Source organism: Mesorhizobium sp. B2-3-6, from assembly GCF_006442305.1.
In the GTDB taxonomy this organism is placed as follows: Bacteria; Pseudomonadota; Alphaproteobacteria; order Rhizobiales; family Rhizobiaceae; genus Mesorhizobium.
On sequence record NZ_VFVW01000005.1, the window covers coordinates 203,464 to 221,177 of the forward strand.

A 17,714-nucleotide genomic window follows, 5' to 3' on the forward strand; every position below is an offset into this window, starting at 1 on the left:
AAGGCGCCAGGCGTGCGACCGGCTCTTCCTCTCCCCCGGGCAAGAGGAGATGTGGCCCGAAGGGCCGGAATAGGGGCGATTGGCGGCAGCCGAGGCCGAAAGTGGGATTCCTCTGCTCATCTTACCTTCGTCCTCGGGTCGAGCACGCGGTAAAGCAGGTCGGACAGGAGATTGATGGCTATGAACACCGAGCCGATGACGATGGTGCCGCCGAGCACCGCGTTCATGTCGGCATTCTGCAGCGAATTGGTGATGTAGAGGCCGATGCCAGGCCAGGAGAAGACCGTCTCGGTCAACACCGAGCCTTCCAGCAGCCCGGCATAGGAGAGCGCGATCACTGTCACCATCGGCACGGCGGCATTGCGCAATGCATGAGCCCAGATGATGCGGGTTTCCGACAGGCCCTTGGCGCGCGCGGCGACGATGTATTCCTGGGTGAGTTCGTTGAGCATGAAGGAGCGCGTCATGCGGCTGATATAGGCGAGCGAGAAATAGCCGAGCAGCGAGGCCGGCAGGATGATGTGGCGGAACGCGTCCCAGAAGACATCCCACTGCCCCTGCATCGCCGAGTCGAGAAGGTAGAAGCCAGTGATCGGCGTGAAGGTGTATTCGTAGACGACGTCGAGCCGCGCCGGGAAAGCCACCCATTGCAGCTTGGCGTAGAACAGGACGAGCCCGAGCAGGCCAAGCCAGAAGATCGGCACGGAATAGCCGATCAGGCCGATGACACGGACGACCTGGTCGATGAGGCTGCCGCGCCTGACGGCAGCCAGCACACCCAGCGGCACGCCGAACAGCGCGCCGATCAGTGTCCCCAACGTCGCCAGTTCCGTCGTTGCCGGAAGGGCGCGGCGGATGTCGGTCATGACCGGATTGGTGGTCAGCACCGAGGTGCCGAAATCACCATTGAGGGCATTTTTGACATAAATATAGAACTGCTCGACCAGCGGCAGGTCGAGACCCATCTCGCGGCGCGTGCGTTCCACGACATTGGCCGGCGCCCGGTCGCCGAGCACGGCCAACACCGGGTCGATGGGGATGACGCGGCCAATGAAAAAGGTCACCGCGAGCAGACCGAGATAGGTCGTGATCGCGATCACCAGGAAGCGGCCGATCGATGAGAAAATGGCGACGGCACGGGCGCTGCCGCGCCCTGCCGCCGCCTGATTTTCAGCTACGCTCATCCGCCGGCGCTATTCCTTGGAAACCGGCCCAACGAAATTGGTGTCGAAGCTCGGGCCGAGCGCGAAACCCTTGAGGTTCTTGCGCAACCCGGCGACTTCCAGCTGCTGATGGATGATGACGAAGGGACTGGTATCGAGGATCTTCTGCTGCAGATCCTTGTACATGTCGGCGCGCTTGCCCGAATCCTTCTCCAGCAAAGCGGCTTCGGTTTGCTTGGTCAGGTCCGGAATATCCCAGGCGTTGCGCCAGGCCAGCGTCTTGGACTTGCCCTCATCCGAATTGTCCGGGTTCGAGGCAAAGGTCTGGGCATTGGAGTTCGGATCGAAATAGTCCTGGCCCCACTGACCGATATAGATGTCGTGGTTGCGGGCGCGGTACTTGGTCAACGTCTGCTTGCCGTCGCCGGGAATGATCTCCAGCTTGATACCGGCCTGGCCGAGCGTCTGCTGGATCGATTCCGCCATGCCGGTTGTCGGCTGGCCGGTGCGCACATCCATGGTCACGCTGAAGCCGTCGGGCAGGCCTGCCTTGGCCAGCAGTTCCTTGGCCTTGGCGACGTCGAGCTTGAACGGGTTCTTGTCCAGTTCTCCGAGCACGCCCTTGGGCAGGAAAGTCTGGTGGATTTCACCGATGCCCTTGAGGATGGTCGAGCTCAGCGCGTCATAGTCGACCAGATATTTGAAGGCCTGGCGGACTTCGGGCTTGGCGAGGTTCTGGTTCTTTTGGTTGAGGCTGATGTAGTAGACAGTGCCCTTCGGCGCACTGGTTGTGGTGAGGTCGGCGTTCTTGGCAATGGCGTCGAGGTCGTTTGGCTCAAGATTGCGGGCGACGTCGATGTCGCCGGCCTCAAGCGCCAGGCGCTGTGCCGAGCTTTCCTTCATGTTGCGGTAGATGACGCGAGCAAGCTTGGCCTTTTCGCCGTAGTAATTGTCGTTCCGTTCGAGCACGACGGCCTCGTTGGCGCGCCACTCACGCAGCTTGTAGACGCCCGAGCCGGCATAGCCGGTCTTCAGCCAGGCATTGCCGAAATCATTGTCCCATTTGTAGTCGGCGCTCGGCGTGACCGCCGCGACATGTTCCTTGACCAGCTTGGCGTCGACGACCGAGGCGACGGTGGCCGACAGGCAGTTCAACACGAAGCTCGGCGCATAGGCCTTGTCGACGATGAACTGGAAGGTGGTGTCATCGACCGCCTTGGCTTTTTCGGCGACATTGTCGCCGCTGATCCCGAACTGGTCGATGATGAAGGCCGGGCTCTTGTCCAGCTTGACGGCGCGTTCGAACGAATAAGCGACGTCGGCCGCGGTGATCGGGTTGCCCGAGGCGAATTTCAGGCCGGGCTTGAGCTTGAACGTGTAGGTCAGGCCATCGTCCGAGACGGTCCAGCTTTCGGCGAGGTCGCCCTTGACCTTGGAGGTGTCGCTGAGGTCGAGCCGGACCAGCAGGTCATAGGTGTTGCCGGTGACCTCGGCGGTCGACAGCTCGAATGCCTCGCCCGGATCCATGGAGATGATGTCATCGATGGCGAAGCCTTCGACCAGCGTGTCGGCTGGCGTGACCGCGCCAGCCGGCGCTCCCGCCAGAAGCAGCGCCGACATTGCGGCACCCGCAAGCAGAATGCGGGATCGTAGAGCAAGCTTTTCCATCATCATGGTGATTGTTCCCTGTTTTGTTGACCTGAGTTCCCGGCTCAGGGTTGCGGTGTTTTTCCAGGCCGACAAGGGCCCCCTTTGACCACTTACCGTCGTGGTTTTTGTCCAGTTGGTCAACAGCATATCCGGCGGCCTCGCGGCGAGCAACGAGCATTTATGCGTCGGCTCACTGGATCATAGTGGCAGGCGGACGAGCCGGAGCATGCGAAGGCCAACAGAGGCCAGCGTTCGAGAAAAAACCCTGACGTGGGAGTTACTTCAGAGCAGCGACCAGGCCGGCATCGGGGAAGCAGGTGGCGGGCTTGCCGTTCTTTTCCTGCCAGGCACCGATCGAGCGGCGGGTCTTGAAGCCGGGCAGCCCGTCGGCGCTGCCGACATCGTAGCCCTTGGCCTCCAGCGCCCGCTGCAGGGCGGCGATGTCGGAGCGGTGGAGGTCACCGACCGCACCCCAGCTGCCGGAAAAATTCGCATCGCCATGGGCGATGCGGTCGGCGCCATGGCCGATGAAGAGGGCATAGAGGTCGCTGGTGTTGTATTGCTTCAGCACGTAGAAATTGGGCGTGGCGATGAAGGCCGGGCCGCTGCGGCCGGCCGGCATCAGCAGGAAGCCCTCGGCCTTCAGCTCGCTCGCCGGGAATGCCTTGCCGCCGACACGCTTGATGCCCATTGCGGCCCATTGCGAGATTGTCTTGCCCTGGTCGGGGCCTTCGAGCGAGCAGGAGACGCTCTCGGGCACGGTCACCTCGAAGCCCCAGCCACGTCCCCTCACCCAGCCATAATGGACGAGATAGTTGGCGATCGAGGCGAGCACGTCAGGCGTCGAGCTCCAGATGTCGACACGCCCGTCGCCATCGAAATCCACCGCATGCTTGAGGAACGATGTCGGCATGAATTGCGGCTGGCCGAGCGCGCCGGCCCAGGACGATTTCATCGCATCCACCGGGGCCAATCCGCGCTGGACGATCTCGAGCGCCGCCAGCAGCTCGGTGCGGAAGAAGTCCTTCCTCGTCGACATGAACGCCTTGGTGCCGAGCACCTCGAAGGCGTCGTAAGGCATCTTCGCCGCGCCGAACCCTGTTTCGCGACCCCAGATCGCCAAAAGGACCTCGCCCGGCACGCCATAGCGCTTTTCGATCGCGGCGAGCGTCCTGGCGTTGGCCGCCGCGCGCGTCCGCCCGCCCGATGTGACCGCGCGGATGGTCTTCTCGGCGAAATAGGCGCCGGGCGAGCCGAACTCGGCCTGATGCTGCTTCTGCGGCGTCTTCGGCTTCTCGCCGGGCATGACAAGATCGGGCAGCTTGAGATTGGGTTTGACACCGTCGAAAGCGGCATCGAAGGTCTGCTTGGAAATGCGCTTGGCCTTGGCGTCAGGCCACAGATCGCTCCGGAGCCAGGCGCGGAACTGGTCGTCGATCTTGGCGGCCGAGGCGGAGGTGGAGAGGAACAGTGCAGCCAGTATCGCCAGGAAAAACGCAAAGCAGAACTTGCGGAGGCCGCGTTCCTTGGCGCCCCCCTCTGGCCTGCCGGCCATCTCCCCCACAAGGGGGGAGATCGACCGTTGTCTCTGCCTTCGCCAAACACCGCCGTTGAAAAGGAGATGCCGGCTGCGAAATTGCCAATCTCCCCCCTTGAGGGGGAGATGTCCGGCAGGACAGAGGGGGGCGCCACGGAACGCCAACTTTTGAGGATGCGGGATCACCGTGACAAGCATCCTTCCCCGCAATCGCGTCAAAACGCCGTCCTGGAGCGCAGCGCTGCCGCCAGCGTGCCTTCGTCGAGATAGTCGAGTTCGCCCCCGACCGGCACGCCATGCGCCAGCCGCGTTATCTTCACCTCGAAACCGTGCAATTGATCGGTCAGGTAGTGGGCCGTGGTCTGGCCCTCCACCGTGGCATTGACGGCCAGGATGATCTCCTTGACCTCGCCGCCGGCGACGCGGTCGACCAATGAGCGGATGTTGAGCTGATCGGGGCCGATGCCGTCGAGCGGCGACAGCGTGCCGCCCAGCACGTGGTAGCGCACGTTCATCGCCGCCGCCCGCTCCAGCGCCCACAGATCAGAGACGTCCTCGACGACGATCAGCGTGCCGGCGTCACGGCGCGGATCGGTGCAGATCATGCAGGGGTCGGACGTGTCGACATTGCCGCAGGTGGAGCAAATGCGCACCTTGTCGGCCGCCTCGCGCATGGCGGCGGCGAGCGGCGACAGCAGCTGTTCCTTCTTCTTGATCAAATGCAGCGCGGCGCGCCTGGCCGAACGAGGACCAAGCCCCGGCACTTTGGCCAGGAGTTGGATCAGGCGTTCGATCTCGGGACCCGCGATTCGCTTGGACATTGCCCTGATCTAGAGCAATTCCGCGAAAAGTGCGAAGCGGTTTTGCGTCCGGACCGCGTCTCCAACCAGCACCGGCAGGCCGTCAAGTGCGGCCCGCCTCAGTTGGTTTCGAGCGGACGGCTCTGGCTGACGATCATTGCGCCGATGGCATCCGTGTTCTCAGGCGTCGACTGGAACCCCATCGCCGCTTCCTGCGGCGCGCCCTGCACCGAGGAAATGACCTTCGTGTTCAAGGTCCCGCCAAAACGAGCGGCGTCCGGTTCCTCCATCGGCTCCTGCATCGCCACCATCGTCGGCTTCTCCTGGACGCGCGCGGATTTTGCGGCCGGCGCAGCCGATGCCGTCACGTAGGTCTGCTGGGCCGCCTTGCCGGAGCGCACCGGCTCCGCCGCGGCAGTCACGTACGCCGCAGCGGTGCGATCGGATGTCTTGGCCGTCGGCTCGGCGGAAGCGACACGAGTCGCGGCTACTCCGGGCAAGGCTGCTGGCTGCTCGGCCGAGGCGACCGCGACCGTCGGCTCGTCCGGCAGCGGCTGCCAGTTGCGGCCGCGCTTCTCGTAGAACGCATTGCCGCCGGCGACCATGGTGTAATGCATATTCTTGTAGGGGAAGCGCAGGCCCGCGGTGTGGAAATACATCGTGTTCTTGAGCTTGGCCTTGCGCTCGCCCTTGAGCACGGCGTCGGCGGCTTCCTCGACATCGGGCATGGCACGCGAATTCATCGGCCTGGTCATGACGCCGGGCGCGAACTGGCCGCGCTCGCCCACCACCGCGCAGATGGTGTCACCATGTTTGCCGGAGCGCAGCCGGTTCATCACGACAGTGCCGACGGCGATCATGCCATCGCGGCTCGACCGGTTGGATTCGAAGAACATCGCCCTTTCCAGGCATTCCCTGTCCTTCGGCGTGTGGTAGCCGCGAGAGCTCAGGAAACTCGGCGTGATGGCGTCGGTCAGGCTGGACATGCCGTGTGACGCGGTCTGGCTGCAAGCGGCCAGGAACAGGGGAGACGTGACGACGCCGAGCAACAGCGGCGTCTTCCATCGCGTGGCAATCAACAGGTAACCCTCTCACTTCGATGCCCGCCCCCAGGCTGCGGCAAGAATGAGACACTTTCGGGCAAAATGATGGCTAAAACGTTATTGGTGAGATGCTGTTGCCAAACTGGCACAGTTACGTGGCAAGATCCGGACTTCAAGCCTTTGTTTTATGCACGCCCTTGTCCAGGCCGAGACCGCTTTTGGACGACATGCATTATCGCTCGGCTGAAATCGCTGCCGGCCGTCCTGGCTCAATTTCTTCGAATTTCTCCGAGAACAGCCCGCGCTTCAGGAACAATGCTCGCGCATTGCGGGCGACCGGCGCGATCTTTCCCGGCCAGTCGCTGTCGATGAACTCGGACCTGGTGAAATCGGGGTTGGCCTCTCCGGCAGCCTCCAGGAAATCCGCGATCTCCAGCACGATGGCGCGTTCTTCCTTCGAGAGCGCCGAAGTGCCCGCTTCGATCGAGGGGCGATGCACGAAATCCTCGAACAGGTTGAAATAGCCCTTGATGCCGACGAGATCGACGCCGGCATCAGAATCGGCCAGGATTTCCAGGATCTCGTAGATCCTGTTGCGGATACGCTGCTCGATCAGCCTTTCGGACGGCTCTTCGGCCATGGCCAACTAGTCTTTGGCTTTATGCATGTCGTTATCCCCAAAACCGTCGCACACTCTTGGGCGACATGCATCTAGAACGGCAGTTTCATTCCCGGCGGAATCGGCAGGCCGGCGGTCAGCGCCTTGGTCTTTTCCTGCATGATCTGCTCGACCTTGGCCTTGGCGTCATTGTGAGCGGCCAGAAGCAGGTCTTCGAGGATCTCGACCTCATCCTCCTTGAACAGAGACGGGTCGATCTTCAGCGACTTCATCTCAAACTTGCCGGTCAACGTGACAATGACCAGGCCGCCGCCGGCCTGGCCGACGGCTTCGACCGTGGCGATCTCGTCCTGCATAGCCTGGAACTTGGCTTGCATTTCCTTCGCCTTGCCCATGAGGCCGAGAAGATCTTTCATGGTCCGATCCTTTGCAAAGTCGTGGTTTCGTCAGGGTTCGTCGTCGTCCGCCGGCGGCTCGACCGGCACTTCGGCTTCGACCGCGTCGGCTTCCGGCGCGTCGGGAATGCGCACGTCGATGATCCTGGCGCCGGGAAAACGCGCCAGGATGGCGGCGACCGTCGGATCGCTCTTGGCATCGAGCAAAGCGTTCTCGCGCCTGGTCGATTCCATTTCGGCCAGCGTCTGGCCGCCCTCTTCCTTCGACAGCGACACCAGCCAGTTGCGGCCGGTCCAGGCGCGCAGCTTGGTCGTCAAATCGTTGAGCAGCATTTTGGGCGCATCGTCGGTCAGGCTGACGTCGATGCGGCCGGGCTCGATGCGCACGAGGCGGATGCAGCGCTTGACCAGCACCTTGAAGGCGATGTCGCGCTGCGCGTCGGCAAGGGCGACAATATCGGCCAGCGATTTCAGCGGTATTGGCTGCGCCTCCGGCGCCGGCTGCACAGGCGCAATGAAGGCGGCCGGAGCGGCTTCCACCAGCCGCATGGTCTGCGCGCCGCCCGACCCGCCGGGCATGCGCGCCTGCGCCACTGCGCTGGCGCCGTTGCCACCAGGAGCGCCGCCATTACCGGGGCTCGCCGGCGCGCCGTTCGAACGCGGCGCCGCGCCCGGCGCCGGCAGGCCGTTCTCCAGCGATCTCAATGCTTCGTCCAGCGTCGGCAAGTCGGCCGCGTGCGCCAGCCGGATCAGCACCATCTCGGCAGCACTTACCGGGCGGTTGGAGGACTGCACCTCCGGGATGCCCTTGAGCAGCATCTGCCACGTCCGCGACAGCACCTTGATCGAGAGCGTCCGCGCGAAATCTGCGCCGCGCTCGCGCTCGTCCTGCGACAGCGCCGCGTCGTCGGCGGCGGCCGGCACGAAACGCAGCCGGGTGACGAGATGGTTGAATTCGGCAAGGTCGGTCAGCACGGCGGCCGGATCGGCGCCGGTGTCGTATTGCGCGCGCAATTCCGCCAGTGCCGCGGCAACGTCACCCTTCATGACATGTTCGAACAAATCGACGACGCGGGCGCGATCGGCGAGACCCAGCATCGCGCGCACGGCTTCGGCGCTGACCGCACCACCGCCATGCGCGATGGCCTGGTCGAAAATCGATTGAGCATCGCGCATCGACCCCTCGGCCGCGCGCGCGATCATCGCCAGCGCGTCGTCTTCCGCCTCGATGCCTTCCAGGCCCGCTATCCGGGCGAGATCAGCCTTCACCACAGCCGCATCGATGCGCCTCAGGTCAAAGCGCTGGCAGCGCGACAGCACGGTGATCGGCACCTTGCGGATTTCGGTGGTGGCGAAGATGAACTTGACGTGCGGCGGCGGCTCTTCCAGCGTCTTCAACAGGCCGTTGAAGGCCTGCGTCGACAGCATGTGCACTTCGTCGATGATGTAGACCTTGTAGCGGGCCGAGACCGGCGCGTAGCGCACCCGTTCGATGATGTCCCTGATGTCGTCGATGCCGGTGTGCGAGGCGGCATCCATCTCGATGACGTCGACATGGCGGCCTTCCATGATCGCCTGGCAGTGCTCGCCGAGCACGGCAAGGTCGACGGAAGGCTGGTCGATTGTTGCCGTTTTATAATTCAGGGCCCGCGCGAGAATGCGCGCGGTCGTGGTCTTGCCGACGCCGCGCACGCCGGTCAACATCCAGGCCTGGGCGATGCGGCCGGTGGCGAAAGCGTTGGTGAGCGTGCGCACCATCGGCTCCTGGCCGACCAGTTCGGAGAAATTCGCCGGACGGTACTTGCGCGCCAGCACGCGATAGGCGCCAGCCTTGCCTATCTCCAGGCTTTTTGGTCCCGAATTTCCGGCTTCGCTCATTCGCCCGCAAAACTCCAAATGGCCGCGCCAAAAGGCGGCCGATTCCTGCGCATAGTTTCGCCCGCGCTGCAATGCGTCGTCAACGTCGCGAGAAGGGCCGATGAGGTGGGAGGCTGGAACAATGACCCGTTCCGGGCTCGTTAGGGCTGCTTCCTTCCGGACCTGACCCGGTTGGCGAGTGGATCGTCCACCACCAACCTCCCTCCGTCCATATCGGCAATTCGGCGACGAAATGCAAGGGCGCAGGCAAATCGGCTGCACCAGCCACGAGATTCGCTTGCAGCCTCGATGCAGCCGCTCTAGCGTTCATGACTCTGAGGAAAACACCAAAAGCAAGGGAAACGCCGATGCTGCCGGGCCTGAAGGCCGGATTCACGCTGGATACCCGGCTGGAGGCGGACAGCGAGCAGTTGATGTGGCTTGGGCTGTGTGAACTGCGCGTGATGAACGACCGCCGCTGGCCATGGCTGCTTCTGGTGCCGCAGCGGCCGGGCGTGGAGGAAATCCACGACATGACGCCGCTCGACCAGACAATGCTGACCTTCGAGACCAATATGGTGGCGCAGGCGCTGAAGAAGGTGACCGGCTGCACCAAGATCAACACCGGCGCGCTCGGCAACATCGTGCGCCAGCTGCACATCCACGTCATCGCCCGTTCGGAAGGCGATCCCGGCTGGCCCGGCCCGGTGTGGGGACACGGCCTGCGCGAGCCCTATCAGCGCTCCGAGCTGCGCCGGTTTGCCGAAACGATAAGGGCGGCGCTATAAGCCTTCCCGTGTCCATCCCGAACATGTCCATCCCGAACGCCCAGAGTCCGCATGAGCTTTAGCCTGTTTGACGCGCCCTTGCGCGAGCCGAGCCAATTCGTCGGCTTCGCCGGCAACAGTATCGACCGACAATCCGAGAACCGCGCCGACGATTCGGTCGACAAAGCGCTCGCCGATCCCGGAACCAGGCTGCTTTTGATGCAGGGCGGCCGGCTCTACCTGAAGGTTCGTGACGGCAGCTTCGATCCCTGGTTCGGCGTCGCCGAAAGCCTGCCCTTCCAGACCTTGCCCGGCAGCGGTGTGCTGCTTGGATTCTCCGACCAGGGCCCGGTGCTGGCGGTGACCGCCGGTCTCGAGCCGGAACAGCTTCCCGAAACAGTCAAGGCCATCGACTACCGCTCGGTCTACATGCAAGGCCTGATCGACGAAGCGGCCGCCGGAGCGATGGCGCAGGGCGCCGCACTGCTCGCCTGGCACGCCAGCCATCGTTTCTGCAGCAAATGCGGGACCGAGTCACAAATGCGGGCCGGCGGCTACAAGCGCCATTGCCCGAATTGCGGCACCGAGCATTTTCCGCGCACGGATCCGGTGGCGATCATGCTGACGGCGACGCGCGAGAAATGCCTGCTCGGGCGCGGCCGGCATTTCGCGCCGGGCATGTACTCCGCCCTTGCCGGCTTCATCGAGCCGGGCGAGACGATCGAGGCGGCGGTGCGCCGCGAGACGCTGGAGGAGGCCGGCATCCGGCTCGGCCGCGTCGTCTACCACGCCAGCCAGCCCTGGCCATTCCCCTATTCGCTGATGATCGGCTGCTTCGGCGAGCCGCTCAATGAAGACATCCAGGCCGACCTCAACGAGCTGGAAGACTGCCGCTGGTTCTTGCGCGACGAGGTGCGCCTGATGCTGGCCAGGGAGCATCCGGGCAATCTGATCACGCCGCCGAAGGGAGCCATCGCGCATCACCTGATCCGCGCCTGGGTCGACAGCGAATAATGGAAATCAGGAGAGGGAAATGATCCGCCATACCGTCGTGTTCACGCTGAAGCATCCGCCGCACTCGCTGGAGGAAAAAAGGTTCCTGGTCGACGCCAAAAAATTCCTCTCGGCGATCAGGGGCGTCACCCATTTCGAACAATTGCGCCAGGTCAGTCCCAAGAACGACTACCAGTTCGGCTTCTCCATGGAATTCGCCGACCAGGCCGCCTATACCAGGTACAACGACCATCCCGACCACGTCGCCTTCGTGCGCGACCGCTGGATTCCTGAAGTCGAGACCTTCATGGAGATCGACTATGTGCCGCTTGGCTGGTAGCTCAATCCGCTACCTTCCACTGCTCGCGTGACTCACTCGCCGGATAGACGCCGAGGATCCGCACTTCGCGCGAGAAGAAGCGAAGCTCGTCCAGCGCCAGCTTGACCAGCGGATCGTCGGGGTGGCCCTCGATGTCGGCGTAGAACAGTGTCGCCGTGAAGGCGCCGAGTTGGTAGCTCTCGAGCTTGGTCATGTTGATGCCGTTGGTGGCGAAACCGCCCATCGCCTTGTAGAGCGCGGCCGGCACGTTGCGGACGCGGAAGATGAAGGTCGTCATCATCTTGGCGTCAGGCGACGGGCGTTCGGCCCACTGCTTGTTCTTGGTCAGGACGACGAAACGCGTGACGTTGGAATCGGTGTCCTCGACATTCTCCTCGATGATGTCGAGTTCATAGAGCGTTGCGGCCAATGCCGGGGACAGGGCGGCCATGGTGCGGTCCTTGACCTCGGAGACCATCTTGGCCGCGCCCGCCGTGTCGCCGGCGACAACCGCCTTCCAGCCATTTTTGCGGACGTATTTGCGGCACTGGCCGAGCGCATGGATGTGGCTGTGCACGGTTTTGATCTCGTCACGCTTCACACCTGGCAGCACCATCAGCTGGAAATGGATGGGCAGGAAATATTCGCCGACGATGTGCAGCCTCGATTCCGGCAGCAGATGGTGAATGTCGGCGACGCGCCCGGCGATGGTGTTCTCGATCGGGATCATGGCGAGATCGGCCTTGCCGGTTTCGACCGCGTTGAACGCATCCTCGAAGGTCGGGCACGGCAGCGGCTGCATCGAGGGATAGACGTTACGGCACGCGGTGTCGGAATTGGCGCCGGGCTCGCCCTGGAAGGATATTCTGTTGGTCTTTTCAGGCATGGCCAATTCTCGTTGAAGGGGTGTCGGTTCGGCGCTCAGTTTGAAAGGATCGTCCTGGCCCGTTCCAGGTCTTGCGGCGTGTCGACGCCGAGCGGCAGCGACCGCACGATCTCGGCGTCGATGCGCATGCCGGCTTCCAGCGCCCGCAACTGCTCCAGCCGCTCGCGGCGCTCCAGCGGCGACGGCTTGAGCGCCACGAAGCGCTCGAGCGCCGAGCGGCGATAGGCATAGAGGCCGATGTGATGATAGAGAGCGCCCTCGCCCCAGGGCGCGGTGGCGCGGGTGAAATAAAGCGCCCTCAGCCTGGTGGCCGACAATGGCGAGCCAACGATCTTGACGACGTTGGGATTGGTCTTTTCCTCGTCGCGCTCGATCTCGACGCCGAGCGTGGCGATGTCCACCGCCCTGTCCTCGAACGGCCTGAGCGAGGCCACGATGATCGCGGGATCGATGGTCGGCAGGTCACCCTGCACATTGACGATGGTTTCGACCTTGTTTGCCGGATCCAGCACCGTCAGGGCCTCGAATATCCGGTCCGAACCCGATTCGTGGTCCGAGCGCGTCATCACCGCCTCGAAACCATGCGCGCGCACCGCTTCCGCCACGCCTTGCGTGTCGGTCGCCACCACCACACGGCCAAGCCCGGCCTCGGCGGCGCGGCGCGCGACATGGACGATCATCGGGGCGCCGGCAATGTCGGCCAGCGGCTTGCCCGGGAGCCGGGTCGAGGCCATGCGGGCGGGGATCAGGATCAAGGTGGACATCGGTTTGGCGGGCGTTCGAAACGAGGAGGGGAAAGTGGCAAAAGGTCTCACTGGAAGCGCCCTTATAGGTGTTGCAACGCCGGAGCAAAAGACCTAGTTTCCGCGCGATTTGACCGGCTCTGGAGGGCAGGTCTCGATACCGACGGACGGAGTGGACGGATCGGTCCGCCGGAAAAGGGAGCAAGGGGCGTATGAATTCCAACGAAGTCAACAAGCTGCTCGCCGGATTGCTCGGAACCGTTTTCGTGGTGTTCTCGGTCGGCATCGTGTCGGACGCGCTGTTTGCCTCGCCCGCTCCGGAAAAGCCCGGCTTCGCCATCGAGGCCGCCGAGCCCGCCGAGGGCGGCCCCGCCGCTCCGGCAGCCGCCGAAAAGCCGATCGCGGATCTTCTGGCCAACGCAAGTGCCGAACAGGGCGCTGCCATCTTCAAGAAATGCCAGGCCTGCCACTCCGGCGAGAAGGGCGGCCCCAACAAGGTCGGCCCGGATTTGTGGGATCTCATCGACCGCCCGGTCGCCGAGCATGAGGGCTTCGCCTATTCGGCCGGCATGAAGGAGTTTTCCAAGGGCGGCACAGAGAAGTGGACCTACGACAACATCAACCACTTCATCACCTCGCCGAAAAAATTCGTGAAAGGCACGGCGATGGGCTTTGCCGGCCTGCCGAAGGAAGAAGACCGCGCCAACGTCATCGCCTATCTGCGCACGCTGTCGGACAATCCCAAGCCGCTGCCCGCGCCGGGCGCTGCCGCCGATGCATCCGCCCCCGCCAAGCCCGCCGAAGGGGCCGCACCGGCCAAGCCGGCCGAAGGCGCAGCTCCTGCCAAGCCAGCGGCGCCTGCGGCTCCCGCCGCACCAGCTCCGGCCGCCCCGGCACCGGCGCCTGCTCAATAAATCGGATATAGTCTCGACGACCTTGAAAAAGCCGGGTTCTGCCCGGCTTTTTCGTTAGGAAAACCGCCTCTACGGCGACAAAGCCGCGCATGGCGGTTTTCACGCGCGGCAAATCATCTAGATTGCCTTTCTGGATGATGGCACGCATCGCGAAGAGGACAGTGGATGACGCTTGGCCCAGTGCTTCTCAAATCGTTGCTGGCGGCGGCCCTGCTGGCCGCGGGGTTGCAGGCGGCCCTGGCCGATGAGTGGCGCACCACCTCATCGCTGATCGGCGAATCCAAATATGGCGACAATTTCCAGCACTACGACTACGTGAACCCCAACGCACCCAAAGGCGGCACGCTGAATTCGGTGGTACTGGGCACTTTCGACAGCTTCAATCCCTATATCGTGCAGGGTTCACCGGCCGCCGGCCTGGTCGGGTTCGGCGGCGGCCTGCTCTACGACACGCTGATGGAGCAGGCGACCGACGAAGGCAGTGTCAGCCATCCGCTGATCGCCGACGCCTACAAATACCCGGCCGACTTTTCCTCGGCGACTTACCGGCTCGACCCCCGCGCGAAATGGCATGACGGCCAGCCTATCACCGTCGACGACGTGATCTGGTCATTCCAGGTGCTGAAGGCGAACAGCCCGATGTACAGCCGCTATTTCGAGAATGTCACGGATGCCGTGGCCGTCTCGGATCGCGAAGTCGAGTTTCATTTCAGCCAGAAGGGCAACCGCGAGCTGCCTAAAATCCTGGGTGACCTCGCCGTGCTGCCGAAACATTGGTGGGAAGGCACGGATGCCAACGGCAAGAAGCGCGACGTCACCAGGCCGACGCTGGAGCCGCCGCTCGGCTCCGCCGCCTACAAGATCGCCAGCTTCAAGCCTGGCTCGGAAATCGTCTGGCAGCGCGTGCCGGACTATTGGGGTGCCAAGCTGCCGGTGAAGGTCGGCCGCGAGAATTTCGACAGGCAGCGTTTCACCTACATCCTTGATGACAATGCCGCCTGGCAGGCCTTCACCAAGGGCGGACTTGACGACATCAAACCGGAAAACAGTTCGAAGCGCTGGAAAACATTCTATGATTTCCCGGCGGTCAAGGCCGGCGATGTCATCAAGCAGGAATTCAAGACCACCTCGCCAGAGCCGATGCAGGCTTTCATGCTCAACCAGAGGCGCCCGCTGTTCCAGGACCGCCTGGTGCGGGCCGCGCTGACCTATCCTTTCGACTTCGAGACGATGAACCGTACGCTGTTCTACGGGTTCAACACTCGCACCAGCAGCTATTTCCAGGGAACTGAACTGGCCTCCAGCGGCTTGCCGCAAGGCAAGGAGCTGGAAATTCTTGAACAGTATCGCGACAAGCTGCCGCCCGAACTGTTCACCCAGGAATTCAAGCTGCCGGTCTACGATTCGCCGCAAGCCGAGCGCAAATACCTGAAGCAGGCTGTCGACCTCTTCGCCAAGGCTGGATGGGTGATCAAGGGCGGCAAGATGGTCAATGCCAAGACCGGCGAGCCGTTCAAGTTCGAGATACTCGGCTGGAACGACACCGACCAAGTCATCTCCAGCCCCTATATCGCCAATCTGCGCAAGATCGGCGTCGACGCCACGTTGCGCATCATCGACCAGACCCAGTACGTCAACCGCGTCAACAATTTCGACTACGATGTCATTATCGGGCAACTCGGCCAGTCGGAATCGCCTGGCAATGAGCAGCGCGACTTCTGGAGTTCCAAGGCCGCCGACAGGCCGGGATCGCGCAACTACGCCGGCATCAAGAACCCGGTCGTCGATGCCCTGGTCGATCGCATCATCTTCGCCACCGACCGCGCGGACCTGGTTGCCGCCACCCACGCGCTCGACCGCGTGCTGCTGTGGAACTACTACGTCGTGCCGCAGTACTATCGAGCCGTGGTCTGGCTGGCTTACTGGAACAAATTCGGCATTCCCGCCAAACAGCCGAGCTATATCGGCGCCGACCAGAATTCCTGGTGGATCGATCCGGAGAAGGAAAAGGCGCTGGCGGCCAAATACAAGGGCAACAATTGATGGCGGTGCTGCCCCGTCGCGATTTCCTGGGCCTGGGCAGTGCCGCCGCTGTCGCCGCCCTGTTGCCCGGAAAAGCCTTTGCCAATATTGCGACCGGCACCAAACTGCACGGCCTGTCCGCCTACGGCGACCTCAAATACAAACCGGATTTCACGCATTTCGACTACGTCAATCCGGATGCACCCAAGGGCGGCCAGATGAATTTCGCGCCGCCGAACGCCACGCTCAACCAAAGCTTCCTGACCTTCAACACGTTGAATTCCCTGGTATTGAAAGGAGATGCGCCGCCGCGCACCGAACTCTGTTTCGATTCCTTGATGGCAAGCGCGCTCGACGAGCCGGATGCGGTCTACGGCCTGCTTGCCGAGTCTGTCACCTTGTCGCAAGACCGCAACGGCTTCCGCTTCGCGCTGCGACCGCAAGCGCGTTTCCACGACGGCTCGCCGCTGACCGCCGAAGACGTCGTCTTCGCGTTGAAGCTTTACAAAGAGCAAGGGCATCCGAACCTTTCCCAGGCGTTGCGGTATATGACCGACGCGGTCGCCGAGGATCCGCTCACCCTCAACCTTACCTTCAACGGCGAACAGTCCGCGCAAAACATCCTCAGGATCGTGGCGATGCCGATCGTGTCCAAGGCCTTTTATGCGGCCAATGATTTCAATGCTTCGACGATGATGCCGCCGCTCGGCTCGGGACCATACAAAATGGGGCGAGTGGCCGCGGGACAGACAGTCGAATATGAGCGCGTGGCCGACTATTGGGGCCGCGACCTCCCGGTGAACCGCGGCCAGTATAATTTCGACCGTATCCGCATCGACTTCTATCTCGACCGGCAGGCGGCGTTCGAAGCCTTCAAGAAGGGTGACACGCATTTTCGCGAGGAGTTTACCGCGCGGGTCTGGGCGACCGGCTACGATTTTCCGGCGCTCAAGGACGGCAAGGTCGTCAAACGGGAATTTCCCGGCGAGAAGACGCCAGACATGCAGGGCGTCGCACTGAACCAGCGTCGTGCGCAATTCCGCGATGAGCGGGTGCGACGGGCGATCGCCCGGTGTTTCGATTTCGAATGGATGAAGCGGGCGTTGTTTTATGGCTCTTACGAGCGCTCTCAATCGAACTTCGAACGGTCGGATTACAAGGCCGAAGGCTTGCCCTCGCCTGAGGAACTGGTCCTGCTGGAGCCATTCCGGGCCGAGTTGCCACCGGAGGTTTTTGGCGAAGCCGTGACGCAGCCTCTGTCCGACGGGTCAGGCCATGATCGCAAGCTGCTGGGCGAGGCTTCGAGATTGCTCGCGCAAGCCGGCTGGAAGCGGGCGGGCAATTTCGTCGTCAACGACAAGGGCGAGCGGCTGCGGGTGGAAATGCTGACGGAGGATGACGGCATCGTTCGCATCTACACCCCATGGTCCGAGAATATGAAGGCGATCGGGATCGACGCTTCGATCCGGCAGGTCGATTCGGCGCAATATGAACAGCGGCAGAGCGATTTCGACTTCGATCTTACCGTGCTGCATTGGTCGATCGGGGCGACGCCGACTGATGACAGCCTGGAGATGCTCTATGATTCTCGAATGGCGAAAATCCCGGGGCAGCGCAACTACCCCGGAACAGAAAGCAAGGCCATCGACGCGTTGATCGTGGCAGCCGGCAAGGCGCGAAGCCGGTCCGAACTCGTCACCGCGCTCAGAGCGCTCGATCGGGTCTTGCGCGCGCGGCTGGACTGGATTCCAACATACTATCTGGCGAATCACCGCGTCGCCTATTGGGACATGTTCGGCTTCGTCGAGCAAAAGCCCGATTTCGGCTTTCCGGTCGAGACGCTGTGGTGGTTCGACAAGGGCAAGGCGGCAAAAATTGGCAAAGGCTGAATTTCTTGCGGGCGTAAGCACCGCCCCTCACCTGCCTGCCCGTCCTCCGCAGCAGCTGCGCCGCAGCTGCGGAGGGTGGACCGGCATCCTCTGCCCGTATAGTGACGGGGAAAGAGG

At 63.0% G+C, this 17,714-nt stretch carries 15 protein-coding genes, 1 other RNA gene and 1 pseudogene; 6 read left to right on the forward strand and 11 right to left on the reverse strand.

Annotated features, from left to right (window positions below):
• Positions 1 to 116 precede the first annotated feature (116 nt).
• The 9 genes and pseudogenes from FJ953_RS16965 to ffs all read right to left on the reverse strand — a co-directional run bounded on the left by FJ953_RS16965 (position 117) and on the right by ffs (position 9,287).
• Positions 117 to 1,184: an ABC transporter permease gene (locus FJ953_RS16965; protein ID WP_140496853.1), complete on the reverse strand. Its 1,068-nt coding sequence runs from the start codon at positions 1,182 to 1,184 to the stop codon at positions 117 to 119.
• Between the two features lie 9 nt (positions 1,185 to 1,193).
• Positions 1,194 to 2,837, reverse strand: a complete 1,644-nt coding sequence (locus tag FJ953_RS16970) for an ABC transporter substrate-binding protein (RefSeq protein ID WP_140496855.1) — start codon at positions 2,835 to 2,837, stop codon at positions 1,194 to 1,196.
• Between the two features lie 253 nt (positions 2,838 to 3,090).
• Complete coding sequence (locus FJ953_RS16975; protein ID WP_140496857.1) at positions 3,091 to 4,368, reverse strand: lytic murein transglycosylase; 1,278 nt, start codon at positions 4,366 to 4,368, stop codon at positions 3,091 to 3,093.
• A gap of 197 nt (positions 4,369 to 4,565) precedes the next feature.
• Positions 4,566 to 5,171 (reverse strand): recombination mediator RecR, encoded by a 606-nt coding sequence (gene recR, locus FJ953_RS16985; RefSeq protein ID WP_140624840.1) that lies wholly within the window; start codon positions 5,169 to 5,171, stop codon positions 4,566 to 4,568.
• Between the two features lie 98 nt (positions 5,172 to 5,269).
• A complete protein-coding gene (locus FJ953_RS16990) occupies positions 5,270 to 6,229 on the reverse strand; it encodes a cell wall hydrolase (protein ID WP_140496861.1) in 960 nt (319 codons plus the stop codon).
• Between the two features lie 196 nt (positions 6,230 to 6,425).
• Positions 6,426 to 6,833: a hypothetical protein gene (locus FJ953_RS16995; protein WP_140556746.1), complete on the reverse strand. Its 408-nt coding sequence runs from the start codon at positions 6,831 to 6,833 to the stop codon at positions 6,426 to 6,428.
• A gap of 71 nt (positions 6,834 to 6,904) precedes the next feature.
• Positions 6,905 to 7,234: pseudogene (locus tag FJ953_RS17000) on the reverse strand (YbaB/EbfC family nucleoid-associated protein); the annotation flags it as partial.
• 24 nt (positions 7,235 to 7,258) lie between these two features.
• Positions 7,259 to 9,085, reverse strand: a complete 1,827-nt coding sequence (locus tag FJ953_RS17005; RefSeq protein ID WP_140556747.1) for a DNA polymerase III subunit gamma/tau — start codon at positions 9,083 to 9,085, stop codon at positions 7,259 to 7,261.
• Positions 9,086 to 9,190: 105 nt separating this feature from the next.
• Positions 9,191 to 9,287, reverse strand: an RNA gene (gene ffs, locus FJ953_RS17010) — signal recognition particle sRNA small type.
• A 145-nt stretch (positions 9,288 to 9,432) separates the two neighbouring features.
• Between ffs and FJ953_RS17015 the strand changes: the two genes are divergently transcribed.
• The 3 genes from FJ953_RS17015 to FJ953_RS17025 are packed head-to-tail and all read left to right on the forward strand — an operon-like array spanning position 9,433 to position 11,164.
• Positions 9,433 to 9,852, forward strand: coding sequence for an HIT family protein (locus FJ953_RS17015; protein ID WP_140556749.1), 420 nt, complete (start codon positions 9,433 to 9,435; stop codon positions 9,850 to 9,852).
• A 51-nt stretch (positions 9,853 to 9,903) separates the two neighbouring features.
• A complete protein-coding gene (gene nudC, locus FJ953_RS17020; RefSeq protein ID WP_140496871.1) occupies positions 9,904 to 10,845 on the forward strand; it encodes an NAD(+) diphosphatase in 942 nt (313 codons plus the stop codon).
• 19 nt (positions 10,846 to 10,864) lie between these two features.
• The gene (locus FJ953_RS17025; protein WP_140523808.1) at positions 10,865 to 11,164 is read left to right on the forward strand and encodes a Dabb family protein; all 300 of its coding nucleotides are present in this window, start codon (positions 10,865 to 10,867) and stop codon (positions 11,162 to 11,164) included.
• Position 11,165: 1 nt separating this feature from the next.
• Here the strand turns inward: FJ953_RS17025 and FJ953_RS17030 are convergent, their stop codons facing one another.
• Positions 11,166 to 12,029, reverse strand: a complete 864-nt coding sequence (locus FJ953_RS17030) for a prephenate dehydratase (protein ID WP_140624841.1) — start codon at positions 12,027 to 12,029, stop codon at positions 11,166 to 11,168.
• A 35-nt stretch (positions 12,030 to 12,064) separates the two neighbouring features.
• Positions 12,065 to 12,793 (reverse strand): 3-deoxy-manno-octulosonate cytidylyltransferase, encoded by a 729-nt coding sequence (locus FJ953_RS17035; protein ID WP_140523806.1) that lies wholly within the window; start codon positions 12,791 to 12,793, stop codon positions 12,065 to 12,067.
• Between the two features lie 191 nt (positions 12,794 to 12,984).
• Here FJ953_RS17035 and FJ953_RS17040 point away from each other — a divergent pair, with 191 nt between their 5' ends.
• The 3 genes from FJ953_RS17040 (at position 12,985) to FJ953_RS17050 (ending at position 17,597) form a co-directional block, all read left to right on the forward strand.
• Positions 12,985 to 13,686, forward strand: a complete 702-nt coding sequence (locus tag FJ953_RS17040) for a cytochrome c family protein (RefSeq protein ID WP_140624842.1) — start codon at positions 12,985 to 12,987, stop codon at positions 13,684 to 13,686.
• A 165-nt stretch (positions 13,687 to 13,851) separates the two neighbouring features.
• Entirely contained in the window at positions 13,852 to 15,729 is a 1,878-nt protein-coding gene (locus FJ953_RS17045; RefSeq protein ID WP_140624843.1) for an extracellular solute-binding protein, read from the forward strand.
• The gene (locus FJ953_RS17050) at positions 15,729 to 17,597 is read left to right on the forward strand and encodes an extracellular solute-binding protein (protein ID WP_140624844.1); all 1,869 of its coding nucleotides are present in this window, start codon (positions 15,729 to 15,731) and stop codon (positions 17,595 to 17,597) included. Before FJ953_RS17045 ends, FJ953_RS17050 begins: the two co-directional genes overlap by 1 nt.
• The last annotated feature ends 117 nt before the right edge of the window (positions 17,598 to 17,714 follow it).